This is a genomic window from Croceibacterium segetis (genome assembly GCF_011320115.1).
Classification (GTDB): Bacteria; Pseudomonadota; Alphaproteobacteria; order Sphingomonadales; family Sphingomonadaceae; genus Croceibacterium_B; species Croceibacterium_B segetis.
In genome coordinates this window covers 15,861-40,542 of record NZ_JAANOZ010000014.1, presented here as the reverse complement: position 1 = coordinate 40,542, position 24,682 = coordinate 15,861, and the positions used below count along the sequence as shown (strand labels likewise).

Sequence of the window (24,682 nt, the reverse complement as noted above, 5' to 3'; positions counted from 1 at the left end):
AATGGAACAAGGCTCTGCGGCCCCTTACGGCAGGGCGCTCGCGCTGCTCGCCAGCCTGTTCTTCATGTGGGGCTTCATTTCGGTGATCAACAACACGCTGCTGCCGCACCTGCGCAGCGTGTTCGATCTCAACTACCTCCAGACCACGCTGATCGAATCGACCTGGTTCATCGGCTATCTCGTCGCCTCCGTGCCGTCGGCCTTCCTGATCGAGCGCATCGGTTACAAGCGGGCGTTGACCACCGGGCTCACGGTGATGACCGTCGGCTCGCTTGGGATGATCCTTGCCGCCAGCCTGCCGTCCTACGGCGTGACGCTGGCCTCGCTGTTCACGGTATCGTGCGGGATCGCCCTGCTGCAGGTCGCCGCCAATCCCTATGTCGCCGTGATCGGTCCGCCGGAAACCTCGGAATCGCGCCTGACCCTGGTCCAGGCATTCAACACGACCGGCGACGTGCTGGCGATCGTGTTCGGCCAGCAGCTCATCCTCGCGCGGACGATCGGCGGCACGTCGCTGCATGGGCACGAGCTGACTTATGCCGAACGCATGGCGGACGCCCAGGCTACCCAATTGCCATATTTGATCGTGGCAATCGTGCTCGCCGTCCTCGCGGTGGCGATAGCTCGCGCCAAACTGCCCGAACTCGGCTCCTCGACGCGCCGCGCATCGGCCGAGGCGCGCAAGGGGCTATCGTTGTTCAACCACCGCAACCTTATCTTCGGGTGCGGCGCGATCGCGCTGTGCGTGCTGTCCGAGATCGGCGTCGGTAACCTGTTCATCAATTTCGCCTCGCAACCGAGCGTGGCGAACATCACGCAAGAGGGTGCCGCGTTCTATCTAACGTTTGTGTGGGGCGGGATGATGGTCGGCCGTTTCGCCGGCGCGTGGATCATGCGCTACATCGCAGCCGAGAAGGTGCTGGCGCTGTTCGCCGTGCTATCCTTCGCCGGAGCGCTGGTTGCGGTGTTCGTGCCGGGCCCCACGGCGATGTACGGACTGATCGCAGTTGGCCTCGGTAACTCGATCATGTTCCCGACGATCTTTGCGCTCGCCATTCGCGGCCTCGGCCCGCTCACCGAGGAGGGATCGGGCCTCCTGATCATGGCGATCGCTGGCGGCGCGCTGGTCTTCATTCAGGGTAGCATCGCGGATACTTACGGGCTCCACTGGGCGTTCACGGTGACCGCGCTGTGCAGCCTTTACGTCCTCGCCTACGCGCTGTGGCTCTCGAAGCCGACCCACGCGCTGCCGCCCGAACGCCTGCAGCCCGCGGCCGAGTGAGCGGCTCGCTGGTCATCGGCGATTGGGGCAATACCCGACTCAGGCTGTGGCGATTGGAGAACGGCGCAGTCGCCGAGCGCCGCGAGGGCCCGGGCATGGTGCACACCGCCGATCCTCGAGGCGCGCTCCCGGCATTGCTCGAAGACTGGAGCGCCGAACAGGTGATCCTGTGCGGCATGGCCGGCGCGCGCAATGGGCTACATGAAACGCCTTATGTCTCCTGCCCAACAGATGTCGCCGCCTGGTCGGACCAAGTTGCGCGATTCAATCTAGATGGCCGGAAGATCACGATCGCGCCCGGCGTCGCCGAAGCGAAAGATCGCGGCGGCCGCGATGTGATGCGCGGCGAGGAGACTCAAATATTCGGGGCTATAGCGCACGATCCCCGCCTGGCCACGGGGCACCACCTATTCGTCCTCCCGGGAACCCACAGCAAATGGGTCCGGGTGGAAGATGGCCAGATCATCGGTTTCAACACCCACATGACCGGCGAGCTGTTTGCGTTGTTGGAGACTTCGACCTTGTGCATGGCGGCTGGCGAGGCCACCAACGACGACGACGACGACGAAGGGTTCTCGGCGGGACTCGCTCGCTCGGCCGATGGTGCCGTTCTCACCGCCGGTTTGTTCGAAGGCCGCGCCGCGCAACTGCTGGATGGCAAATCGCCCGGCTGGGCCCGAGGGTTCGTGTCGGGGCTGCTCATCGGGGCCGAAACACGAGCCCAAACGGTCTCCGGCCCGACGGCCGTTGTCATGATCGGTGAGCCGGGCCTGACGGCTCGCTACAAAGACGCGTTGGCGCATTGGGATGTGAAGGGCACAGTCCTGGATGGCGAACAATGCGCGATTGCAGGGTTGAGGCTGCTCTATGCCGACGATTGACCGATTGCTCGATGCAGGCGCTCCGCCGGTCATCGCGATTCTGCGCGGCGTGACACCCGCCGAGGTCGTCGACATCGGCGCGGCGCTGATCGCCGCCGGCATTCGCATGATTGAGGTGCCGCTAAACTCGCCCGAGCCGTTTGCTTCGATCGAGGCGCTGCAGACCGAATTCGGTGACGAGGGGCTGATCGGCGCGGGGACGGTGCTCGATACGGCTTCGGTCGACCCCCTCGTGCAGACCGGCGCCAAGCTCATGGTTGCGCCGAATACCGAGGCTGTCGTGATTTCGCACGCCATCGCAAGTGGACTTGAGCCGCTGCCCGGCTTTCTCACCCCTTCGGAGGCGTTCGCGGCGATCACGGCGGGCGCAAAGCGGCTCAAGCTGTTCCCTGCCTTCGCGTTCGGAGCGGCTTATCTCAAGGCGCTGCGCGAGGTCTTGCCCGCCGATGTCGGCGTGTGGGCGGTCGGCGGGATCGATTCGGATAACTTGGGTGAATGGATCGGCGCCGGTGCCGAAGGGGTGGCGCTCGGGGGCGCTCTTTATCGGCCCGGCAACAGCGCCGCCGATGTGGCGGCCAAGGCGGCACTTGTCGTCGCCGCATGGAATAGGACGAAGGGGAACAAGCAATGAGGATGATCCTGGCCGGCGCAGCACTCGCGGCAATAGCGGCAATGCCGGGCTCCGCGCTGGCACGCGACGACGCCGCGACTGAGATAACGATCGAGTCTGGCAAGCTGGGCGCCAGGATCGACCGCCACATCTTCGGCCAGTTCGCCGAGCATCTCGGCACCGGCATCTACGGCGGCGTGTGGGTCGGACCGGATTCCCCGATCCCCAATGTCCGCGGCATCCGCAGCGACGTGGTCGCCGCGCTCAAGGCGATCAAGGTGCCCGACGTGCGCTGGCCGGGCGGGTGTTTCGCCGACGAATATCACTGGAGGAACGGGGTGGGGCCGAAGCGTCGGAGCACGGTCAATGCCAACTGGGGCGGCGCCATCGAGCCCAACACTTTCGGCACCGACGAGTTCATGGATTTCGCCCACCAGATCGGCTCGGAAGCGTACGTCTCGGTCAACGTCGGCTCAGGCACGCTCGAGGAAGCGTCCGACTGGATGGCCTACATGACCGCCGACCAGCGCAGCTCGGCCGGGGCTGACCGTGCTGCCAACGGCCACGCCGACCCGTACAAAGTCGAATTCCTCGGCCTCGGCAACGAAAGCTGGGGTTGCGGCGGCAACATGCGTCCGCAGTACTATACCGATCTGATGAAGCGCTTCGCGCGCTTCACCCGCAACTACAATCCCTCCCAGCAGAAGGAGGCGATGCAGCGCGTTGCCGTCGGACCGACGGACGATGACGCCTCCTACACCGAAGCGGTGATGAAGGCCTGGAGCGAGCGCGATTGGAGTTGGTCGATCGAGGGCCATTCGTTCCACAGCTACACGGTGCCGCACTGGCCGCCCTCACTCGCCAGCTCCGGGTTTGGTGAGGGCGATTATGCGACCATCCTGGCGACCACGCTCAAGATGGACGGTCGCATCGCCCGGCACTCGGCGATCATGGACAAGTACGACCCCGAGAAGAAGGTTGCTCTGGTAGTCGACGAATGGGGCGTCTGGTATGCCGAGAACCCCGGCACTCCAAGCGGCTTTCTCCAGCAACAGAATTCGATGCGGGACGCGATCGTCGCCGCGCTCAACTTCAACATTTTCGCGCGCCATGCCGACCGGGTGCGGATGGCCAACATCGCGCAGATGGTGAACGTGCTGCAGGCGATGATCCTGACCGACGGGCCGAAGATGGTACTCACCCCGACTTACTACGTGCACCAGCTGTACCTGCCGTTCCAGGACGCGACGTTCGTTCCCGTCGAGTTCAACGCCGGCAGCTATCGCCACGGCGAAATCGCGTTGCCGCGCGTGGACGCGGTCGCCGCTCGGGCAGCCGATGGCAAGCTCTACCTCGCGCTGGTCAACCTCGATCCCGCGCGGCCAACCACGGTGCGTGTCACGCTGCCCGAGGGCGGAATCAAGACGGCTGCAGGTCAGGTGCTGACTGCCGCGAATGTCAATTCGGTCAACACCTTCGATGCGCCCAAGACAGTCATTCCGGTGCCGATCGCAGGGAAGGTCGCAGGCGGCGCGGTGACGATCTCGCTGCCGGCCAGGTCGGTCGCGATGGTCGGCCTCGGGCGCTAGAAGCCTTTTCGCTCGATGGTCCAGCCCGGGACGCCGCAGATGCGGCAGTTCCGTCCGATGAAGGTGCGCCCGGCGGTCCGGTCGCCGCGAAGCTGCCACTCGAGCCAGTCGACGCTGATCGCAGCCGCGGCGCCGCCGTAGGGATCCGCGTAAGTCCCACCGTGCCCCACCGGCAAGGCGACCAGCACGGCGGGCACATGGTTGATCCGCTTGAAGTCGTCGGTGCCGTTGGCCCAGGCGATGTCGGTTGGCCCGCCCATCAGGTACAGCACCGGCGTGTGGATCTTCGCCAGCGCCGACTTCGGCAGGTCCATCCCGGGAATCTTGGTCGCATCGTCGGGGAAGATGCCGCTGTTGTCGACGATAAGCGCCTTGATGCGCGGATCGCCGGCCAGGCCGAGCGCTTGCACGCCGCCGCAGCTGAACCCCGCGACCGCGACGGCCGAAGGGTCGATCAATCCGCGATACTTGCTTCCGGCCGCGCTGTTTTGGGCCAGCGCCCAGTCAAGCCCGGCCTTCACGTCCGCGGTCGAGGTCGCCAGCGTCAGGGTGCCCTGCGGCGCCGGCGGCTGCGTCTTGCGGCGCGCGGCCAGTTCGTCGCCAATGTAGCCCGGCACGACAACGAGATAACCGTACGAGGCGATCTCGAGCAGGTGGTTGCGCGAACTGGCGGCGTCGTCGGTGCAGGCGCCGTTGCCCCAGGCATAGACGCCAAGCTTGCGCTCGCTGGCTTTGGGCAGCCTTGCCGGACGATAGATCACGTGACCCGGTAGCGAAGGATCGACCTCCATCACCGCAGGATAGGGGCCCGATCCCTGTCCGCTGTCGGCCTGCGGTGGGATCGGCGAAGGCGGCGGTCCGAACGCAAGGTACTTGCCGAAGAACGGCAGCACGTGATCCTCGAAACGAAACGCCACCGCGCTGGTATGTGTGCCCGGGTAAATCTCGAAGCTGCTGGCGATGCCGTAGGCGGCGAGCATGTCGTGCCAGCGCTGGGTATCACCGACGAGCGAATCCTTGTCGCCGACGTCCATCGCGATGGCGGAGTAGCGCCGGAGATTGGGCACGTACTGGTCGAGCATCGCGTAAGGCGAATTGGCGGTCCACCGCGCGAGCACTTCCGGGTCCGGCCTTCCATCCTGGTACGGCAGGTCGAGATAGAGCGGCGGCTTGTTGGGATTGGGCGACCATGCCGAAGACATGGCCAGCAGTCCGCGCGCGCCGAAAGGCAGCTTCGCCGCGTCCTCTAGCGAGCGGACGCCAGCGATCTGCGCCAGGGTTTCGGCAGTCGGCACACCGATCGGCCTCCCCTGCAGGCCCCCCGGGCTCATGATGTAGAGCGCGCCGAACACGTCGGCGTGCTTCATGCCGATCCGCGTGGCGCCGTATCCACCCATCGAATGGCCGACGAGGCCGCGGCTCTTGCGGTCGGGAATCGTGCGGTAGTGCCCGTCGATGTAGGCCACGAGGTCCTCCGAAATGAAGGTCTCGAAATCGCCGGTGGTGACCGAGCGCGAATAGACCGAGCCGTTGTGCGCCGTCTTGCTGTCGGGCAGCACCACGATCATTTCCGGCACGCCCTTTGCGAAGGCATCCTCGGTCACCTGCGGAATGCGTATTTCCTTGATCCACTGCTCGGCGCCGATCGAATAGCCGTGGAGCGCGTAGATCACCGGGAACCGCCGCGACGGGTCGGCGCGATAGCTGGGCGGGAGCACGACGATCACGTCGCGGTCGGCCGAATTGCCTTCGAGATTGCCCTCGATGGATGGAGCATGGACCTTGATGCGCTCAATCACGACCGACTTGGCCCCTTGAACGACCGGGGGCCGTTCGGTCTCGACCTGGGCGATTGCCGGGCCGGCGATCGCGCCTGCACTCAGCATTAGACCGGCCGCAACGCAGGCCGTGAGGCGGCGCCCAAGTCCATCGATCAGCTTGCGGTGCAACACGATCAGTCCCCCCCTTGCGGCATCAACGCTCGTGGTTGTGTCCCGGCCAATTGTGTGAGCAATTTACGCCAAGTCAATCGTGGACTTGGGAGCCGAAATGGTCAGGTCATTGTGCAGGTTTGGCGCTGCAAGCAGCGTCTTGCCGCTTGTTGCAGCAGGGTGCGCACCAACGGTCGATCACAGGCCGATCGGACCGCTTGCGGGCAGCAATCCACTCATCACCACCGCATTCACGGCGGACCCTGCGCCGCTCGTCGTCGGCGATACGGTCTATCTATACACCAGCCATGACAAGGCGGCGGGCAAGGTGCTGTTCGCGATGGACGATTGGCTGGCGTTCTCCTCCAAAGACTTGCGGCATTGGCAATCGCTTGGCCCGGTGATGCACGAGACCGACTTCGCGTGGGCCACGGACACCAAAAGCGCGTGGGCGGCGCAAGCGGTCGAGAAGGACGGCAAGTTCTATTTCTACGCGCCCGTGAAGCACAAGGAACCCGACCGCGGTTTCGCCATCGGTGTCGGCGTGTCCGACAATCCCGCCGGACCGTTCGTCGACGCCCGCGGTAGCGCGCTGGTCACCAACAGCATGACGACCGCCGGGCGCGATTACGACGAGGACATCGATCCCACGGTATTCATCGATTCCGACGGCACGCCCTGGCTGATGTGGGGCCACTTCACCTGTTATCTGGCCAGGCTCAAGCCGAACATGGTCGAGCTCGACGGGCCGATTACCACGATCAAGCTGCCCAATTATACGGAAGGCCCCTGGCTCTTCAAACGCGGGGACCTCTATTACCTCGCCTACGCCTCGATCGACGAGGTGGCGCAGGGGGCGGAACGGATCGCCTATGCCACGGCTCCGGCAATCACCGGTCCATGGAGCTATCGGGGCCTGATCACCGGCAAGACTCGAAACAGCTACACGATCCATCCGGGGATCATCGAGTTCAAGGGCCAGTGGTACTTCTTCTACCACGACGCGCTGCTGTCGATCGGCGACCTGAAGGGCGCGACCGGACGCCGGGCGGTGGCCGTGGAATACCTTTACTTCAATCCCGACGGGACGATCCGTCCGGTCGAGCAGACCGATGCGGGGATCAGCGTGCCGCCGCGACGTAGCGATGCGGCTGCCAGACGCCCTTAGAACTCACGCGAATTTGTTCTCGCGGCGGCGGCCGACCAGGGCTTGGCGCCCGAATCGGGCGCAGAGCGCGGCGCAATAGTGCGACACTGAGCCGAATCGTCGCCGTCGTCGGGCAGTCCGGACTTCGAGCCGCGCAAGGAGGCTCCTACCAAGATGACGGCCGGACCCCTGCCCAACGCGGTGCGCGCGGCGAGCGGGAGCAGGTCGAGCCGGGTCAGGAACCGGCGCGACCCGGGAAGGCTGGCATTCTCGACCAGGGCCACCGGGGTATCGCCAGCCAGCCCGGCGTTCATCAACTCGCTTGCCACTTCGCTGGCAGCAGCCTTGCCCATGTAGATGGCTAGCGTCGCTCGCGGATCTGCCAGAGCGAGCCAGTCGAGCTTGAGCGCTTCGCCAGCACGGACGTGGGCGGTCACCAGCGTGAGCCGCCGCGCGGCGCCACGCAGGGTCAGCGACAAGCCGAGGTCTGCCGCGGCTGCGCTCGCGGCGGTCACTCCCGGGCAGATGCGCACCGGCACCCCCATCGCGCGGCACGCTTCGAGTTCTTCGGTGGCGCGCCCGAAGATCGCCGGGTCACCGCCCTTGAGCCTGACCACCCTGCAGCCCGCTAGTGCCGCCTCGACGATCAGGCGGTCGATGGACGCTTGATCCCTGGAATGTCGTCCCGAACGCTTGCCGACGTAAACCAGCCGCGCCGAGGGCGAGGCGAAATCGAGCACGCCGGGGCCGACCAGCGCGTCGTGGAACACCGCGTCGGCGGCGCCGATCAGCCGCTCCGCCTTGCGCGTCAGCAATTCCGGGTCGCCGGGTCCCGCGCCGACCAGCCAGACGGTTCCAGGGGGAAAGTCGCCAAGTTCATGCATGGGCGGCCTCCTTGCTTTCGCCGATCAGGCGTTCGATCGCGGGGCGGCACGAGCCGCAATTGGTCCCCGCGGACAGCGTCCGGCCGACGGCCTCGACGCTCACCAGCCGCTGGCTGACGATCGCTTCGACAATCGTGGTGAGGCCGACGTCGAAGCACGCGCAGACGATTGGGCCGCGCTCTACCAACGGAGCCGCCGAACGGCCCGCGAGCAGTTCGACCGCGCTTGCTTCGGCCGCGGCGAGCCGATCGACGAGCCACTCGCGGCCCGGCAATTTGCCGCTGCGGGTGATGTAGAGCGCGGCCGCGAGGCGCCCGCCGCCAAGCACCGCGACGCGCAAGCTGCCCCGCCCGGCGTCGACGTTCTCGGCCCGCTCGCCGCGTGGCAGCAGTCCCTTGGCGAGCGCGGCGGGGTCGCCGTTGCCGGCCAGCTCGACCAGCCAGCCGTGGCCGACGCGAACGATGGCGAAGTACTCGGCCTCGATCCGCTGGGGCAGGGTGCGCGTGACCAGGAAGCCGCTCCATTCGAACGCCGCCTTGTCCATCCGCGCCGGAGTGGCCTTGAAGCCCGGCTGTCCCGAATGCGGATCGACGAGCGGACGCGGCAGCAGGCCGGTTCTCCCCCCGCTCGACTGGCGGTCGGTCCAGTGGATCGGCACGAACAGCTCGCCGCGCCGCTGGCCGGCGGCGATCGCGGCGCGAAACACGCTTTCTCCTTGCGGCGACGCCAGCCGCACGAGATCCCCATCGTCGATACCCTGTGCCTCGGCATCGAGCGGATGCATCTCGACGAGCGGCTCGCGGCGATGCTGCGAGAGCTTCGGCGAGAGGCCGGTGCGGGTCATCGTGTGCCACTGGTCGCGATAGCGCCCGGTGTTGAGCGTCAACGGCCATTTGCGCAGCGGCTCGCCGAGCGCCAGCTGCGCCACTGGCACCAGCCGCGCCTTGCCGTCGGGCGTGGGGAAGCGGCCGTCGGCGAAGGGGGTGCCGCCCCAGCGGAACGGCTCGAGCTCGTCGTATTCGCGGTTGGTCAGCGCCGCGTGGCTACCCAGGTCGAACAGGCGTGCGCCGTCGTTCCGGTAGGCCGAGAGCCGCGCGTGCTCGCGGAATATCTCGGCCGCATGGTCGTAAGAGAAGGCGCCCCGCCAGCCCATCGCGCGGGCGACCTGGGTGACGATCCACCAGTCGGGCCGCGCCTCTCCTGGAAGCGGGAACAGCGCGCGCTGACGGCTGATCGTGCGCTCGCTGTTGGTAACCGTGCCGTCCTTTTCGCCCCATGCCGCGGCGGGCAGCTTCACGTGGGCGAAGCGTATCGTGTCGGTATCTGCCATGCAGTCGGACACCGCCACGAATGGACAGGCGGCGAGCGCCTCGCGAACCTTGCCGGCGTCGGGCAACGAAACCGCCGGATTGGTCGCCATGATCCATAGCGCCTTGATCCTGCCTTCGCCGACCGCGCGAAACAGATCGACGGCCTTGAGGCCGGGCCTCGTGGCCATCCGCGGCGCCGACCAGAAGCGACGCGCTTCCTCGACATTCTCGGCCGCGAAATCCCTGTGCGCGGCGAGCGCCGAGGCGAGACCGCCCACTTCGCGGCCGCCCATCGCGTTGGGCTGTCCGGTGATCGAGAACGGGCCCGCGCCGGGCTTGGCGATCCGGCCTGTGGCGAGGTGGACGTTGATGATGGCATTGACCTGATCCGTGCCGCGCAGCGATTGGTTCACCCCCTGGCTGAACAATGTGACCGTGCGCGGGTGCTTGGCGAAGACATCGTAGAACGCGCGCAAGTCGGCGGGCGAAAGATCGCACGCGGCGGCGGTCGACCATAGGTCGCTGCCCTGCCCGAGCGCGTCCCAGAACCCCTTCGGCTCGGCGACATGAGCGTCGATGAAGCCCCGATCCAGCACGCCCTCGTCGCGGCAATGGGCCAGCAGGCCGTTCATCAGCGCGACGTCGCTGCCCGGCCGCAGTTGCAGGTGGAGATCGGCGCCTTCGCAGGTCTCGGTCCGGCGCGGGTCGATCACCACCAGCCTGGTCCCGCGCGCGGCGCGCGCAGCCATGATCCGCTGGTGGACGATCGGATGGCACCAGGCGGCGTTCGACCCGACCAGGACGATCAGGTCGGCCCGCTCGAGATCGTCGTAGCTCGCTGGCACGACGTCCTCGCCGAAAGCGCGGGTGTGGCCGGCGACGGCGCTCGACATGCACAGGCGGCTGTTGGTGTCGACGTTGGCCGAGCCGATGAAGCCCTTCATCAGCTTGTTGGCGACGTAGTAGTCCTCGGTCAGCAACTGGCCCGAAACGTAGAACGCGATGCTCTCCGGCCCGTGGCGGGCGATGGTATCGGCGAGTTTGCGCGCAACATGTCGGATCGCGCGGTCCCAGCTTGTCCGTTTGCCGCCGATCTCGGGATGGAGCAGCCGCCCCTCCAGGCCCACCGTCTCGCCCAGGTGGGTCCCTTTCGAGCACAGCTTGCCGCGATTGGCCGGATGATCGAGATCGCCGGCGATCGTCACCTCACGCTCGCCGGTCACCGCCGCCGCGATGCCGCAGCCGACGCCGCAATACGCGCAAGTGGTGCGGATCGCGTTCACCTCAGGCGGCCTGGCGCCCCAGCACCGCCTCGCGCAGCAGGAAGATGCGCCCGGCCTCTAGCTTGAGCGGTATCGTCGGCGTGCAGCCTTGGTCGTCGCCGAGCGCCTCGCCGGTGCGCAGCGAGATGCGGTAGTTGTGCAGCGGACAGGTCACGCTGTCGCCGTGGACGATGCCCTGGCTCAGCGGGCCCTGCTTGTGGGGGCACTTATTGACCAACGCGTAGACCTCGCCGCGCGCGGTGCGGAACACGGCGATCTCCTCGCCGCCGAGCACCGGCAGCGTTCGTGCACTGCCGGGCTCGATCTGCGACGCCGGACCGATATCCAGCCAAAGGGGGCTCATCAGATAGTCTCCAGGGAAAGAGGGCGGACTTCGCCGATGTGCGAATGGAGGTCGGGCCGCTCTCCGGCCGCGCGCTTAGCCCAGGGATCGTCCTGCATGAACTGCTGCGAGTAGCGAAACCGGGCCGCCAGGCGCCGCACCGCGTCGGGATCGTCGAACAGCTCGGCCTTGACGTGATCCAGCCCGACGCGCTCGATCCACGGCGCGGTCCGCTCGAGGTAATGCGCCTCTTCGCGGTAGAGCTGGATGAACGCCGCGCAGTGCTCGAGCGCCTGCTCCTCGGTCTCCACCTTGCACAGCAGGTCGGTGACGCGAACCTTGATCCCGCCGTTGCCGCCGACGTGCAGCTCGTAGCCGCTGTCGACGCAGACCACGCCGAAGTCCTTGATCGTCGCCTCGGCGCAGTTGCGCGGACAGCCGCTGACGGCGATCTTGAACTTGTGCGGCATCCAGCTGCCCCAGGTCATCTGTTCGATCTTCACCCCGAGGCCGGTCGAATCCTGGGTGCCGAAGCGGCACCATTCGTTGCCGACGCACGTCTTCACCGTGCGCAGCGATTTGCCGTAGGCGTGGCCCGAGACCATCCCGGCCGCGTTGAGGTCGGCCCAGACGGCCGGCAGGTCTTCCTTCTTGATCCCGAAGATGTCGAGCCGCTGGCCGCCGGTGACCTTGACCATCGGCGCGTTGAATTTCTCGACCACGTCGGCGATCGCCCGCAGCTCGCGCGGGTTGGTCAGCCCGCCCCACATCCGCGGGACGACGGAATAGGTCCCGTCCTTCTGGATGTTGGCGTGCATCCGCTCGTTGACGAAGCGGCTCTTCTGGTCGTCGACGTATTCGCCGGGCCAGGCGCACAGCAGGTAGTAATTGAGCGCCGGGCGGCACGAGGCGCAGCCGTCGGGCGTCGACCAGTGGAGCTGCTGCATCACTTCGGGGATTGCCTTGAGCTCGCGTTCGAGGATCACCCGGCGCACGTCTTCGTGGGTGTAGCTGGTGCAGCCGCACAGCGTCGTCGCACCCCGCTGCACATCGTCGCCGAGAGTCAGCGTCAGCAGGCTCTCGACGAGCCCGGTGCACGAGCCGCAACTCGCGCTCGCCTTGCACTGCGAGCGGACCGCTGCGAGGCTGTCGGCCCCGCCACGGATCGTCGCGATGACCTTGCCCTTGGAAACGCCGTTGCAGCCGCAGATCTCCGCCTCGTCGGAGAGCGCCGCAACGGCCGAATTAGGGTCCGCCAGCGCACCGCCGGACGCGTAAGCCTGGCCGAAGATCAGGGCGTCGCGGATGTCCGAGACATCCTCGCCCTTCTTCAGAAGGTCGAAGTACCAGGAACCGTCGGCCGTATCGCCGTAGAGCACCGTGCCGATTAGCTTGTCGTCGCGCAGCACCACGCGCTTGTAGACCCCGCGGGCGGCGTCACGCATGACGATGTCCTCGGTATCGTCACCGCCCGAGAAATCGCCTGCCGAGAAGACCTCGATTCCGGAGACCTTGAGCTTGGTCGAGGTGACCGAACCCTCATAGCCGCCAGAATCGTCAAGCGCCGCGTCGGTCAGGCGATCGGCGAGCGCGCGGCACATCTCCCACAAGGGCGCGACCAGCCCGTAGCACTGGCCGCGGTGCTGCACGCATTCGCCGACGGCGAGGACGGCCGGGTCCGAAGTGACCAAGTGATCGTCGACCATGACACCGCGTTCGCACTCGAGGCCGGCCGCCTTGGCGAGCGCCGTGTTCGGCCGGATGCCGACGGCCATGACCACGAGGTCGGCAGGAATTTCGCGGCCGTCCTTCAGCCGCACCCCGGCGACATGGCCGTCCTTCTCGACGATCGCCTCGGTGTCGGCTTCGGTGAGGATCGCCTGTCCGCGCCGCTCGAGCTCGGTCTTGAGCAGCCAGCCGGCGGCTTCGTCGAGCTGGCGCTCCATCAGCGTCGGCATCAGGTGGATCACGGTGACCTGCATCCCGCGCAAGGAAAGCCCGTGCGCCGCTTCGAGGCCGAGCAGGCCGCCGCCGATGACCACCGCGCTGCCGCCGCGCTCGGCCGCGGCGAGCATCTTGTCGACGTCGTCGAGGTCGCGGAAAGTGACCACGCCCGGCAGGTCCTTGCCCGGAACCGGGATCACGAAAGGGTCCGACCCGGTGGCGATCAGTAGCCGGTCGTAGCTCTCGATCCGCCCGGAGCGGGCGACGACCTGGCGAAGGTCGCGGTCGATATGGATCACCGGGTCGCCGGCGATCAGCTCGATGCCGTTGGCTGCGTACCATTCGGCCGAGTTGATGACGATGTCGTCGAAGCTCTTCTCGCCGGCGAGGACGGGGGAGAGCATGATGCGGTTGTAGTTCACTCGCGGCTCGGCGCCGAAGATCGTCACCGCGTAGCGCGCCGGGTCTCGGGCAATTATCTCCTCGACCGCGCGGCAGCCGGCCATGCCGTTGCCGATCACCACCAGCTTTTCGCACGCGGACTTCGACATCGCGAAGTTTGCCGGAGCGTTCATTCCTCGTCGTTCCTTCCCGACAACGCACGCAAAAAAGCCGCCAAGTCATGCCCGAGGGCGAGACTGGCGGCGCCGTTGCCACGTTGTACTGCTGCGTTGGCGAAGGGGCCGGTTCGTCCATCGGTGGACGGGCACGCCTAGCGCTTGCCTGCTGGATACCTGATTCGGCTCGTTTCGGGCAAGCTCTTTTTGCAGTGCAGCATGGTTTTCCGGTGGTTTACCAGCTCTTGTAAGGCAGGAACTTGCCGGTCATCACCACCTGCACCCGGTCGCCCTTGTCATGCGCAACGCGCTCGATCGCCATGTCGAAATCGATCGCGCTCATGATTCCGTCGCCGAATTTTTCCTGGACCAGTTCCTTGAAGGCCTCGCCGAAGACGCCGGTCACTTCGTACCAGCGGTAGATGCACGGGTCGGTCGGCACGGTGCGGGCGAAGTCCTTCGTCGGGTACTCGCTCAGCACGACCGCCGCTTCGCCGGGCAGGCCGAGCAAGGCGGCGACTTTGCCCGCCGCGTCGGACGAGAGGCTGTTCATGCCGAGGCAGGCGGAAGTCACGAAGACCTCGCTCAGCCCGGCGGCTTCGGCGATCGCCGCCCAGCTGAGCGAGCGTTCGCGCTTGGCGGCGCGGATCATTCCGGTAACATCGGCCTTGGTCATCATCGTTTGGTCTCCTGTTGCGAGGCGGGCGAGCGGCCGGGCAGGTCCGGCCGGGTGAGGATCGCCACCAGCAGCGCCAGCGCCAGCGCGGCGGCAATCGCCCGCCATACGCTGGCGGCGCCGCGCGCGAGCAGCGGACGCGGCTCGGGCTTGACCGGCGCGGCGTTGGGATTGGCGAGGTCGAAGGTGAATTCGCTCAGCTCGGCGTAGCGCTGCCGCGGATCGACCGCGAGCGCGCGCGCCAGCGCTGCGTCGACCCAATCGGGAACGGCCGGATTGCTTTCCGCCGCCGGGGCATAGCGCAGCTTGCGCTGCGCCGCGCGTGTGCGCGCGGAGGCGACCCCGGTGCCGTACGGCAGCGCGCGGGTCAGCATCCGGTAAGCGATCGCCGCCAGCGAGTAGAGGTCGCTCTGCACACTGGCCGGCTCACCGAGATAGAGCTCGGGTGCGCTGTATTGCACCGTGCCGGCATAAGCCGCGTCCTCGATCTCGCGCGGTCCGAGCTCGTCGACGCCCTCGACCCGGACCGAGCCGAAATCGATGATTCGGGCGGTGTCGTCTACATCGATCAGCACGTTGTGCGGGCGCAAGTCGCGGTGGAGCATCCCGCGGCGGTGGAGCGCGTGCAGCCCGGAAGCGATCTGGCCGACGATCGTGCGAACCGTCGCCAGATCGGGGCGCGGGTTGTCGAGCAGCCATTGGTGCAGCGTGCGCCCTTCGAGGAATTCGCTGACAATGAAGGCGTGGCTGCGCGGCCCGCGCTGCGGCGCGGCCTTGAGCAAGTGCGGGTGGTCGAGCCGGCGCATCGCCCATTCTTCGAGCAGCAGCGCGCGGACTTGCGCCGGGTCCTGCCCGTGCTCGCTCGAGAGGACCTTGAGCGCGACCCGGCGGCCGTCGGCCTCGTCGCGGGCGAGATAGACGTGGCTGCGGCTGCCGGCGTGGAGCTCGCGCAGCACGGTGTAGCCGGAGAACGTCTGCCCCGGCGCGAGCAGCGGCGCCGGCGGCAGCGCCGCCTCGTGGCCGATCAGGTCGCTCACGTCACCCGTGGGGAGCGATTCGACGCGGACGAGCTGGACCGTCAGGTTGTCCTCGCTGCCCGCCGCCAGCGCGGCGCGCGCCACCGCCTCGGCGGCGGCGTCGAGCGAGTTCGAGTCGAGCACGAGGGCGGCCAACTGGCGGTCGCCGAGATGATCGTGGACGCCGTCTGTGGTCAGCACGAACAGGTCGCCGGGAGCCAGCGGCAGGCGGCGATGGTCGATCTCGACGTGGCGATTCACCCCCAGCGCCCGCCCGAGATAGCTCTCGCCGCCGCCGAGCGAGACGCGGTGCGCCTCGGTGAGCGGCTCAAGCGTGCCGCCGCTCAGCCGGGCGATGCGGGCGTCGCCGATGTGGAACAGGTGCGCGGTGCGCGACTTGAGGACCAGCGCGCTGAAGGTGCAGACCATCCCGCGCTCGCGCTCCTCGTCGCTGAGGGGGCGCCCGTTCTGACCGTGCAGCCAGCTGTTCGTCGCCGCGATCACCCGCTCGGCGCTCGCCTGGACGCTCCAGCTTTCGGGGGTGCAGTAATAGTCCAAGAGGAAGCTCTTGACCGCCGTTTCAGCGGCTTCGGCGCCGAAACGGCTGGTACTGATCCCGTCGGCGATCGCCACCGCGATCCCTTTGCTCGCGCGAACGACGCCCTCCGGCTGGAGAGCGCCGTGGAAGTCCTGGTTCTCGGACTTGCGCCCCGCGCTGGAGAACTGCCCCAGCGAAATCGCCAGCCGCGGCGGTTCACCGCGGTGAGCAGGGGGGGAAGCGGCCGGTCCGTCGGCCGCTTCCCGGTTGGCCTCAGGCGGCAACCTTGAGGTCCATCGGCTTGCGGCTCTTCGACGTCTTGTAGTGCGTCGAATAGAGCATCAACCCGGTGAAGGTGATCCCGCCGACCATGTTGCCAAGCACGGTCGGAATCTCGTTCCACACGAAGTAGTCGCCGAGCGAGAACGCGCCGTGCATCATCAGTGCGGTCGGGAACAGGAACATGTTCACGATCGAGTGCTCGAAGGTCATGTAGAAGAACAGCATGATGGGCATCCACATGGCGATCACCTTGCCCGACACGTTGGTCGAGACGGTCGCCCCGACCACGCCGGTCGAGACCATCCAGTTGCACAGCATCCCGCGCACGAAGATCGTCATCCAGCCGGCGAACCCGTATTTGGCGTAACCGAGCGTCCGCGCGACGCCGATTCCGGCGAGCTTGGTGCCGACTGCGTCCGGCTCGGTCGAGAAGCCGTAGGTGTAGTAGATCGCCATCATCAGCGCGCAAGTCAGCGCGCCGGCGAAGTTGCCGGTGAACACCAGCCCCCAGTTGCGCAGCACGCCGCCCCAGGTGCAGCCGGGCCGCTTGTCCCACACCGCCAGCGGGGCGAGCACGAAGACCCCGGTGAGCAGGTCGTAGCCGAGCAGGTAGAGGATGCAGAAGCCCACAGGGAACAGCACCGCGCCGGCGAGCGGCTGCCCAGTCGAGACGTTGATCTGGACCGCGAAGGCGGCGGCCAGGGCCAGCGTGGCCCCGGCCATATAGGCGCGGATCAGCGTGTCCTTGGTCGACATGAAGATCTTGGATTCGCCCGCGTCGACGAGCTTGGCGACGAATTCACTAGGCGCGAGATAGGACATGGGTAACCTCCTTCGTCAGAAGCCGACTTCAGCTTGGAGCCAGAATTTTTCGGTATCGACCGCGAACCCGTCGGCCTGGTAGTTCGCGTATTTCGCCAGCAGCCCAACCGGGCCGAGCTTGGAGCCGAGCGAGGCATCCCACTCGGAGCCGTAGTCGAGGCCGCCGACATCGCTGTCGAACTGATGATAGGTGACGTTGGCGGTGAGCCCGGGCAGGGCGGGCACGGCGAACTTGTGTCCGACCGTGGCGTAATAATCGCGCAAGCCCTTGGCGGGCGTAGTCAGGAACATATCGGCCCAGCCGTTGAAGGCGTGGAGCGTCGCCAGCGGGGTCTGGAAGGCCGCGACCCCGCCATCGCTGCCGAGCTGCTCGTAGCCGCCGATCAGATCGAAGCCGAACAGACCGAGGCCGAGCTGCGCGTTGATGTAGTCGGCGCTGTAGCTGACCGGATTGGCGCCGTAATCGCTTTGCCGGGCATAGCTTGCGAGGACCTTGAGCTTGCCGACCGCGGGGATCGTGATCCCGCCGGTGACGAGCACTCCGTAAGTCTGGCTCGAGGAGGCGACGCGGGTGTCGTAGTCGATGAGGTAGGCGAAGGCCTTGGCCTCCGCCGCGGGCAGCTTGATCCCGCCGTTGAGCAGCACCAGGTCGCCGTCGAAGTGCTCGTTCGGGCTGTGAACGCCGAACACGGTGCGCTGCGAGTCCGAATAGGTCGCGTCGAGCGTGACCGGGCCGATCTTGGCCTGGCCGCGCACCGCGTCGAACGTCTGCTCGTTCTGCCGCCAGCCGACGTTGCCGACGAAGCGGGCGTCGTCGAGAATGATCCGCTGGCGGCCGACCGTCACGCCGGTGCCCTTGTGCATGTACGATGCCTGCAGCCGGTTCAGCTCGAGGTTCTTGGGATCGGCGACCACCGGGTAGGGCTCGATCCCGTTGCCCGGCAGCGTGTCGTTGTATCGCCTGGTCACCTCGGCGGTGCCTTCGCCTTCCGCCAGCAGCGAGAAGTCGCCGGCCTTGATTTCGGTCCCGGCCCGGAGGCGAAAGGTGAGCGCTTCCGCCTCGTCAGGCTGGTTGACCTGGTCGACGAGTTCGTAGCGTAGCCGGGCGTTGGCCAGGAGCTTGAGCGAGACGCTGTCGGAAAGCGCGATCGGATCGCCCGGCGCCGCGAGCGCGGGCGAGGCCGAAACGGCGATGGCAGCGGCGGCCAACAAACTGAATTTGCAACGCATGACTTCACCTCCCTGTTCGGGCCGTGCAAGGCCCGCGACCGAATTCCGGTCATGAGAGGCGAGCGCCGTTGCCCGCCGGTTTGCCGGGAAACCCCAGCTGTCTGGTTCATCCAACCCGCGCGGCGTCGTTGCCGCGGGGCTCCCCCTCCCAGGGGTCAGGCGGCCTTTGCGGCCGGCCCGTGATCGTATTCGGCGAGGAAGTGCAGGACTTCCTGGCGGTAGCGGTAGAACTTCGGGTGATCGAGCAGCGCCTTGCGATCGCGCGGGCGCGGCAGGTCCACTTGGAGAATCTTGCCGATGGTGGCGTTGGGGCCGTTGGTCATCATCACTACCCGGTCGGCCAGCAGGATCGCCTCGTCGACGTCGTGGGTGACCATGATCGCGGTGACCTTGGTGCGGTTCCACACTTCGACCAGCACGTCCTGCAGGTCCCAGCGGGTCAGGCTGTCGAGCATCCCGAAAGGCTCGTCGAGCAGCAGCAGCCGCGGGCTGAGGGCGAAGGCGCGGGCGATGCCGACGCGCTGGCGCATGCCGTTCGAGAGCTCGGCGGCGAGCTTGTCCTTGGCTTCGCCGAGGCCGACGCGCTCGAGATAGTAGTCGACGATGTCACGCCGGGCTCTCCTGGCGGCGTGTGGATAGACCCGCTCGACGCCGAGCGCGACGTTCTCGCGCGCGGTCAGCCACGGCATCAGGCTCGGAGCCTGGAACACCACCGCCTTGTCCGGCCCGGCGGCGGTGATCTCACGGTTGTCGAGGACGATGCCGCCCTTGCTGATCTCGTTGAGGCCCGCGGCCATCGTCAGCACGGTGGACTTGCCGCAGCCCGAATGGCCGATCAGCGAAACGAACTCGCCGCGGTCCATCAGCAGGTTGAAGTCCTCGACCACGGTCAGCGGGCCCTTCGGCGTCGGGTAGACCTTGTCGAGCTTGAAGAACTCGAGGTAGCGCGCAGTGACCGCGCTTTGCGCGGCGTCGCGGTAGGCCTGTGGCGGAGGCGCGAGGTCGAGCGGGGTCACGTTGGGCAGATCGACCGAGCTGTCGCCGGCGTTTCCGCTCTCGGCGTTGAGCGAACCGAGATAGGAGACGATCCGCTTGCGCAGCGCCTGGTAGCGCGGATCGTCGTTGACCGCCTCGCGGTCGCGCGGGCGGGCCACATCGACGTCGAACATCCGCCCGATCCGGGCGGCCGGCGCCGGAGTTAGCACCGCGATCCGGTCGGCCAGCAGCAGCGCCTCGTCGACGTCGTTGGTGACGAGCAGGATCGTGCGGCGTTCTTCCTTGCGGATGCGTTCGATCTCGTCCTGCAGCTTGCCGCGGGTGAGCGCGTCGAGCGCCGAGAGCGGCTCGTCCATCAGCAGGATCTCGGGTTCCATGGCCAGGGCGCGGGCGACCGCAACGCGCTGGCGCATGCCGCCCGAAAGCTGCGCCGGCTTGCGCTCCATGGCATGGGCGAGGCCGACCAGCTCAACCTTCTGCCTGACCAGCGCCGCCCGCTCGGCCCGGCTCTTGTCCTTGTGGACCGCGTCGACCGCCAGCGCGACGTTCTGCTGCACGGTCAGCCAGGGGAACAGCGAGTACGACTGGAACACCAGGCCGCGTTCCTTGTCCGGGCCCTGGATCGGCTTGCCGCGCAGCAGGATCATGCCTTCGTCGGGCTCGATCAGCCCGGCGATGGCGTTGATCAGCGTGGTCTTGCCGGCGCCCGAGAAGCCGAGGATGGCGACGAACTCGCCCTCGCCGACTTCGAGATCGATGCCGCCCAGCACATCGGTGCCGCCGTAGGACTTGGCCACGCCCGCGAGCGAGAGGATCGGCGCGCGCATCATCAGGCGATCCGGTTCTTCGAAACGAACGCCTGGAGCGCCATCATCACCCGGTCGAGCGCGAAGCCGATGAAGCCGATCACCACCACGGCGAACATGATCCGGGCGAGGCTCTGCGAGCTGCCGTTCTGGAACTCGTCCCACACGAACTTGCCGAGCCCGGGGTTCTGGGCGAGCATCTCGGCCGCGATCAGCACCATCCAGCCGACCCCAAGCGATAGCCGCATGCCGGTGAAGATGTACGGTAGCGAGGCCGGCAGAACGAGCCGGGTGAGCTTGGCGAACCAGCCGAGCTTGAGCACGCGGCCGACATTGAGCAGGTCCTTGTCGATGCTTGCGGTGCCGACCGCGGTGTTGATCAGCGTCGGCCACAGCGAACACAGCATGACCACGATCGCCGAGATGACGAAGCTCTTGGCTAGCATCGGGTCGGCGCTGGTGACGGTAGCGGAAACCACCATCGTCACGATCGGCAGCCAGGCCAGAGGGCTGACCGGCTTCATGATCTGGACCAGCGGGTTGATCGCCGCGTTGACCGCCGGGGAGAGCCCGCAGACGAGGCCGATCGGCACAGCCACCAGCGTCGCCAGCACGAAGCCGAGTGCCGCCGTCTTGAGCGAGGTCAGTATCTGGTCGACGAAAGTCGGCGTGCCGGCATATTCGAAATGCCGCACCCCGGCCGGATTGCCGGCGGCGATGGCCGCTGTGTTGGCGGCGTCCTGCCGCTCGTAGAACACGCTTTCGTCGTGCTTCGCCGCGCGCCATTCGCCGTAGAGGCCGGCACCCTGCTCGGCGACCTCGACCGGGCCCGGCAGGGCGCCGAGCGAGGTGTCGACTTGCGGCGCGAGCATCGCCCACAGCGCCAGGAACGCGGCGATCCCGGCAAGCGGCGCGGCGATGCTCTTGAGCAGCGCCGCAAGCGCTCCCGTCAGCCGGTCCGGCCGGCGCTCGGGCGCAGCCTTCATGCTGGTCGGCGCCGGGGCCGATGAAGTCGGGAGAGCGAACTCCTCGGCTTCATCGGGCTCATCGAGGTCGACGAATGCGGTGGCCATGGAAACGCTCCTGTCACTCATCGGGCCGATCAGCCGCTCACGCCCGCGGCGGTCACGGTCTGGCCCTTCTTGAGCCCGATGCTGAACTTGCCGAGATAGTCGTTAGGGTGCTTGCCGTCGTAAGTGACCCCGTCGATGAAGCCGCCCTGCGGCCCGCGGTAGCCGTCGGTCGCCGGCACCGAGGCTTTCGGAATCTTGCCGTCGGCGACGAGCTTGTTGGCGGCGGCGAGATAGAGGTCGGGGCGATAGACCGACTTGGCGGTGTCGAAGTACCACTGATCGGGCTCGTCGCCGGCGATCTGCCCCCAGCGGCGCATCTGCGTGAGGTACCAGACCGCGTCGGAATAGAACGGGTAGCCGGCGAACTTGTCGAAAAAGACATTGAAACCCGGCGCCGGGCGGGTGTCACCGGGCGCGAAGGTGAACTGGCCGGTCATGGAGGCGGCGATCACCTTCGCATCGGCGCCGACGTAGTTCGGCTGGCTGAGGATCTTGACCGCTTCGGCGCGGTTGGCGCCGCCATCAGCGTCGAGCCACTGCTGCGCCCTGATCACCGCGCGCAGCAGCGCGGCGGTGGTCGCCGGATACTTCTCGGCGAAGTCCTTCCTCAGGCCGAGAACCTTTTCCGGATTGTCGTGCCAGATCTCGTCGTCGGTAATCACCGGCACGCCGATTTTCTTCTGCACCGCCGCCTGGTTCCACGGCTCGCCGACGCAGTACCCGTCGATCGTGCCGGCTTCGAGCGTCGCGGGCATCTGCGGCGGCGGAGTGACCGAAAGCTGCACGTCGGCGTCGACGGTGCCGCCGACGTCGCCAGGCGTGTAGTAACCCGGCTTGAGGCCGCCCGCGGCAAGCCAGTAGCGCAACTCGTAATTGTGGGTGCTCACCGGGAACACCATGCCCATCTTGAACGGCTTGCCCTGCTGCCGGTAGCTGGCGACGACCGGCTTGAGCGCGGCGGCGGAGATTGGATGCTTGGGCTTGCCGCCTTCGTGCGGCAGCGACGGGCTGATCTGGGCCCAGACCTTGTTCGACACCGTGATCGCATTACCGTTGAGATCGAGGCTTAGCGGGGCAATGAGGTCGGCCTTGGTGCCGTAGCCGATCGTTGCCGCCAGCGGCTGTCCGGCGAGCATGTGCGCGCCGTCGAGCTGACCGCCGATGACCCCGTCGAGCAGGACTTTCCAGTTCGCCTGCGGCTCGAGCGTGACGTTGAGTCCTTCCTCGGCGAAGAAACCCTTTTCCTTGGCGATCGCCAGCGGGGCCATGTCGGTCAGCTTGATGAAGCCGAGCTTGAGGTTGGGCTTCTCGATCGCGCCTTCCACCGTGGTGGCCGCGGCGACCGCCCCGCCGCTGTCGCCGGAAGCGGACTTGCTGCCGCAACCCGCGAGCACAAGGCCCAACGCCACCGAGCTGATCAGGCCCGCAAACCTGGCCCCGCGAAAGGCCTCCTCAAACGTCCGCATTCAACCGCCCTTTCCATCGTGAGCGAACAACGCGAAAATGCCGCCTCGACATCGGTCCGAAGGACCTGATCGGGCGGCACCGTTGCCACACACTGTTGCTGAGTGATCCGCGGCCGTTCGCCCGTCCTTCCTTGGACGGTGGCCCCCGAGTCGCCGCCTAATATCCACATTGCTGCAGGTGCGTAAAGCGCATTTTGCAGCGCAGCACGATTTAGCCTGCCAAGCTCGCGAGATACCCGGGTAAATCATCGGGATCGAAGCTGCGCCCGTCGAAGAAGCTGTTCTGCTCGAGCACGATCGTGCCTTGTTGCGCGGTGACCGCCGTTGTCCTGTCGAGGCTGCCTTCGACCTTGGAGCTGGCGCCGGGCAGAAGATCGCCGGTGCCGGCCAGGGCGCTGCGGTAGACGTCGGGGCGGAACACTCGCGCGGCCTTTTCCGCTTCGTCCGGCTCGAAGCCCGTGCCGTCCCAGCGAACCATCTGCGTGTAGAGCCACTCGGCCTGGCTGACCCACGGAAAGTTTGCCGCCTCGCGGTGCTGGAACATGAAATCGGGATAATGGATGGCGGCGGAGCCTTGCGCGAGCACCAGGCGGTCGGAGATCGCCCGCAGGATCAGCTCGGCGCTCGCGTCGAGATAACGCGGGCCGGCGAGGATGGCGGCGTTGGCCTGCCAATTCGCCGGATCGACGAAATGCGCGCCGGCCTTGCGCATCGCCCGAATCAGCGCCTCGATTGCGTCGCGCCGCTCGTCCAGCCGGCTTTCTCGCAGGGCGAGGACCTTCTCGACTCCGCGCCGCCAAATCTGCGCGGTGGCGAGAACGATCCGGCCCACGCCGCGCTCGACCGCGACGCTGTTCCACGGCTCGCCGACGCAGCTCCCGTCGATCTCTCCACTGGCGAGGGCGTCGGCGACGAACGGCGGGGCGACGGTGACAATCTCGACGTCGAGGTCGGGCGCAATGCCGCAGGCGGCGAGCCAGTAGCGCAACATGTAGTTGTGGCTCGAATAGCGGTGGACGACGCCGAAGCGCAGCTTGCGCCCGACGGCGGCGAGACGCTTGGCCTCGACGGCCAGGGCTTGGCCGATGGCGAGGGGATCGCCAAGCTTGCCTTGTGGTGCGCCGACCGCTTGCGCGAGTTCGGGAGAGAAGGTGATCGCGTTGCCGTTCAGACCGAGCACGAACGGGGCCACGAGGGGCTGCGCCGGCCGCCCGCGGCCAAGCGTCGTGGCGATCGCCAGCGGCGCGAGCAGATGCGCGGCGTCGGAATGGCCGTAGAGCAGCCGGTCGAGCACCGTCGCCCAGCTCACGTCGCGCACGAAAGCGAGCTCGAGGCCTTCCTCGGCGGCGAAGCCGTGCTCGGCCGCGAGGATCGGCAGGCAGGCATCCACGAGCGGAAGGAATCCGATCGTCAGGTGCTCGCTCATTCCCCCTCCCCCATCAAGTCGTGCGCGGTGACCAGCGCTTCGGCGATATCGGCAATCCGGCGGCTCGACTGCATCGCCTTGCGCCGCAACTCGGCGTAGGCCTCGGGCTCGCTCAAGCCGCGGCTGTTCATCAGGATGCGCTTGGCCGCGTCGATCGTCTCGCGCTCGGCCAGCTTGCCCTTGGCCTCGTCGAGATCGGCCTGAAGGCGGGCGAATGCCCCGAACCGGCGGACGGCGAGATCGAGCACCGGCCTGATGCGGCTCGCCGCCAGCCCGTCGACCACATAGACCGACACACCCGCGTCGATCGACGCGCCGATCGTCTCTTCGTCCGATTCGTCGACGAACATCGCGATGGGGCGCGAGAGCGCGCGGCTGACGGCGAAATACTCCTCGAGAACGTCGCGCGATGGGTTGCCGAGATCGATCAGGACCACGTCGGGCGCGAATTCCTGGACCCGGGCGAGCAAGCCATGGCGCTCGGTGATGACGAAGACCTCGCAGCCGTCGAGCTGCGCCAGTCCTTCATGGATGACCGAGGCGCGGCTGGCGCTTTCATCGATGACCGCGATCCTCATACCCCTCTATATTGCACTGCAACATAGAGCGAT

The 24,682-nt window shown here is 67.1% G+C and carries 19 protein-coding genes; 5 read left to right on the top strand and 14 right to left on the bottom strand.

Annotated elements, in window-relative coordinates:
* Nucleotide 1 precedes the first annotated feature (1 nt).
* From G7B69_RS13965 to G7B69_RS13950, 4 genes are read left to right on the top strand one after another with little or no spacing between them, the layout of a single operon-like run.
* Nucleotides 2-1,282: a sugar MFS transporter gene (locus G7B69_RS13965; RefSeq protein ID WP_166180373.1), complete on the top strand. Its 1,281-nt coding sequence runs from the start codon at nucleotides 2-4 to the stop codon at nucleotides 1,280-1,282.
* On the top strand, nucleotides 1,279-2,163 hold the full coding sequence (locus G7B69_RS13960; protein ID WP_166180330.1) for a 2-dehydro-3-deoxygalactonokinase: 885 nt from the start codon (nucleotides 1,279-1,281) through the stop codon (nucleotides 2,161-2,163). The genes G7B69_RS13965 and G7B69_RS13960 overlap by 4 nt, the downstream gene beginning before the upstream one ends.
* Nucleotides 2,150-2,794: a 2-dehydro-3-deoxy-6-phosphogalactonate aldolase gene (locus G7B69_RS13955; protein ID WP_166180328.1), complete on the top strand. Its 645-nt coding sequence runs from the start codon at nucleotides 2,150-2,152 to the stop codon at nucleotides 2,792-2,794. Before G7B69_RS13960 ends, G7B69_RS13955 begins: the two co-directional genes overlap by 14 nt.
* Complete coding sequence (locus G7B69_RS13950) at nucleotides 2,791-4,362, top strand: alpha-N-arabinofuranosidase (RefSeq protein WP_166180326.1); 1,572 nt, start codon at nucleotides 2,791-2,793, stop codon at nucleotides 4,360-4,362. Before G7B69_RS13955 ends, G7B69_RS13950 begins: the two co-directional genes overlap by 4 nt.
* Here G7B69_RS13950 and G7B69_RS16875 read toward each other — a convergent pair.
* Entirely contained in the window at nucleotides 4,359-6,248 is a 1,890-nt protein-coding gene (locus tag G7B69_RS16875) for an alpha/beta fold hydrolase (protein ID WP_243415187.1), read from the bottom strand. The two genes, G7B69_RS13950 and G7B69_RS16875, sit on opposite strands and share 4 nt — an antisense overlap.
* A gap of 205 nt (nucleotides 6,249-6,453) precedes the next feature.
* Here G7B69_RS16875 and G7B69_RS13935 point away from each other — a divergent pair, with 205 nt between their 5' ends.
* The gene (locus tag G7B69_RS13935; protein WP_243415186.1) at nucleotides 6,454-7,461 is read left to right on the top strand and encodes a glycoside hydrolase family 43 protein; all 1,008 of its coding nucleotides are present in this window, start codon (nucleotides 6,454-6,456) and stop codon (nucleotides 7,459-7,461) included.
* On the opposite strand, the gene cobA is transcribed toward G7B69_RS13935, so the two are convergent.
* The 13 genes from cobA to G7B69_RS13870 all read right to left on the bottom strand — a co-directional run bounded on the left by cobA (nucleotide 7,458) and on the right by G7B69_RS13870 (nucleotide 24,649).
* On the bottom strand, nucleotides 7,458-8,324 hold the full coding sequence (gene cobA / locus G7B69_RS13930) for a uroporphyrinogen-III C-methyltransferase (protein WP_166180322.1): 867 nt from the start codon (nucleotides 8,322-8,324) through the stop codon (nucleotides 7,458-7,460). The two genes, G7B69_RS13935 and cobA, sit on opposite strands and share 4 nt — an antisense overlap.
* Nucleotides 8,317-10,917 carry a nitrate reductase gene (locus G7B69_RS13925; RefSeq protein WP_166180320.1) on the bottom strand — a complete coding sequence of 867 codons (2,601 nt, stop codon included), beginning with the start codon at nucleotides 10,915-10,917 and terminating at the stop codon, nucleotides 8,317-8,319. The genes cobA and G7B69_RS13925 overlap by 8 nt, the downstream gene beginning before the upstream one ends.
* Nucleotide 10,918: 1 nt before the next feature.
* Nucleotides 10,919-11,260, bottom strand: a complete 342-nt coding sequence (nirD, locus tag G7B69_RS13920) for a nitrite reductase small subunit NirD (RefSeq protein ID WP_166180318.1) — start codon at nucleotides 11,258-11,260, stop codon at nucleotides 10,919-10,921.
* The gene (gene nirB, locus G7B69_RS13915; protein ID WP_166180316.1) at nucleotides 11,260-13,758 is read right to left on the bottom strand and encodes a nitrite reductase large subunit NirB; all 2,499 of its coding nucleotides are present in this window, start codon (nucleotides 13,756-13,758) and stop codon (nucleotides 11,260-11,262) included. Before nirB ends, nirD begins: the two co-directional genes overlap by 1 nt.
* Nucleotides 13,759-13,975: 217 nt before the next feature.
* Nucleotides 13,976-14,419, bottom strand: a complete 444-nt coding sequence (gene cynS, locus G7B69_RS13910; protein WP_207786030.1) for a cyanase — start codon at nucleotides 14,417-14,419, stop codon at nucleotides 13,976-13,978.
* A complete protein-coding gene (locus tag G7B69_RS13905; RefSeq protein WP_207786029.1) occupies nucleotides 14,416-16,254 on the bottom strand; it encodes a bifunctional protein-serine/threonine kinase/phosphatase in 1,839 nt (612 codons plus the stop codon). Before G7B69_RS13905 ends, cynS begins: the two co-directional genes overlap by 4 nt.
* The gene (locus G7B69_RS13900) at nucleotides 16,244-17,074 is read right to left on the bottom strand and encodes a formate/nitrite transporter family protein (RefSeq protein ID WP_166180314.1); all 831 of its coding nucleotides are present in this window, start codon (nucleotides 17,072-17,074) and stop codon (nucleotides 16,244-16,246) included. Before G7B69_RS13900 ends, G7B69_RS13905 begins: the two co-directional genes overlap by 11 nt.
* Nucleotides 17,075-17,089: 15 nt before the next feature.
* Nucleotides 17,090-18,304, bottom strand: a complete 1,215-nt coding sequence (locus G7B69_RS13895; protein ID WP_166180312.1) for an alginate export family protein — start codon at nucleotides 18,302-18,304, stop codon at nucleotides 17,090-17,092.
* Nucleotides 18,305-18,459: 155 nt separating this feature from the next.
* Nucleotides 18,460-20,130: an ABC transporter ATP-binding protein gene (locus G7B69_RS13890; RefSeq protein ID WP_243415185.1), complete on the bottom strand. Its 1,671-nt coding sequence runs from the start codon at nucleotides 20,128-20,130 to the stop codon at nucleotides 18,460-18,462.
* A complete protein-coding gene (locus G7B69_RS13885; RefSeq protein ID WP_166180310.1) occupies nucleotides 20,130-21,179 on the bottom strand; it encodes an ABC transporter permease in 1,050 nt (349 codons plus the stop codon). Before G7B69_RS13885 ends, G7B69_RS13890 begins: the two co-directional genes overlap by 1 nt.
* A 29-nt stretch (nucleotides 21,180-21,208) precedes the next feature.
* Complete coding sequence (locus G7B69_RS13880) at nucleotides 21,209-22,645, bottom strand: CmpA/NrtA family ABC transporter substrate-binding protein (RefSeq protein ID WP_166180308.1); 1,437 nt, start codon at nucleotides 22,643-22,645, stop codon at nucleotides 21,209-21,211.
* A gap of 211 nt (nucleotides 22,646-22,856) precedes the next feature.
* The gene (locus tag G7B69_RS13875; protein WP_166180306.1) at nucleotides 22,857-24,071 is read right to left on the bottom strand and encodes an ABC transporter substrate-binding protein; all 1,215 of its coding nucleotides are present in this window, start codon (nucleotides 24,069-24,071) and stop codon (nucleotides 22,857-22,859) included.
* Complete coding sequence (locus G7B69_RS13870) at nucleotides 24,068-24,649, bottom strand: ANTAR domain-containing response regulator (RefSeq protein WP_166180304.1); 582 nt, start codon at nucleotides 24,647-24,649, stop codon at nucleotides 24,068-24,070. The genes G7B69_RS13875 and G7B69_RS13870 overlap by 4 nt, the downstream gene beginning before the upstream one ends.
* Nucleotides 24,650-24,682 lie beyond the last annotated feature (33 nt).

Coding starts and splice junctions, on each gene's coding strand:
- nirB (WP_166180316.1), bottom strand. CDS start 13,758: ATGAACGCTCCGGCAAACTTCGCGATGTCGAAGTCCGCGTGCGAAAAG.
- nirD (WP_166180318.1), bottom strand. CDS start 11,260: ATGAGCCCCCTTTGGCTGGATATCGGTCCGGCGTCGCAGATCGAGCCC.
- cynS (WP_207786030.1), bottom strand. CDS start 14,419: ATGATGACCAAGGCCGATGTTACCGGAATGATCCGCGCCGCCAAGCGC.
- G7B69_RS13870 (WP_166180304.1), bottom strand. CDS start 24,649: ATGAGGATCGCGGTCATCGATGAAAGCGCCAGCCGCGCCTCGGTCATC.
- G7B69_RS13895 (WP_166180312.1), bottom strand. CDS start 18,304: ATGCGTTGCAAATTCAGTTTGTTGGCCGCCGCTGCCATCGCCGTTTCG.
- G7B69_RS13890 (WP_243415185.1), bottom strand. CDS start 20,130: ATGATGCGCGCGCCGATCCTCTCGCTCGCGGGCGTGGCCAAGTCCTAC.
- cobA (WP_166180322.1), bottom strand. CDS start 8,324: ATGCATGAACTTGGCGACTTTCCCCCTGGAACCGTCTGGCTGGTCGGC.
- G7B69_RS16875 (WP_243415187.1), bottom strand. CDS start 6,248: ATGCTGAGTGCAGGCGCGATCGCCGGCCCGGCAATCGCCCAGGTCGAG.
- G7B69_RS13950 (WP_166180326.1), top strand. CDS start 2,791: ATGAGGATGATCCTGGCCGGCGCAGCACTCGCGGCAATAGCGGCAATG.
- G7B69_RS13965 (WP_166180373.1), top strand. CDS start 2: ATGGAACAAGGCTCTGCGGCCCCTTACGGCAGGGCGCTCGCGCTGCTC.
- G7B69_RS13900 (WP_166180314.1), bottom strand. CDS start 17,074: ATGTCCTATCTCGCGCCTAGTGAATTCGTCGCCAAGCTCGTCGACGCG.
- G7B69_RS13955 (WP_166180328.1), top strand. CDS start 2,150: ATGCCGACGATTGACCGATTGCTCGATGCAGGCGCTCCGCCGGTCATC.
- G7B69_RS13875 (WP_166180306.1), bottom strand. CDS start 24,071: ATGAGCGAGCACCTGACGATCGGATTCCTTCCGCTCGTGGATGCCTGC.
- G7B69_RS13885 (WP_166180310.1), bottom strand. CDS start 21,179: ATGGCCACCGCATTCGTCGACCTCGATGAGCCCGATGAAGCCGAGGAG.
- G7B69_RS13880 (WP_166180308.1), bottom strand. CDS start 22,645: ATGCGGACGTTTGAGGAGGCCTTTCGCGGGGCCAGGTTTGCGGGCCTG.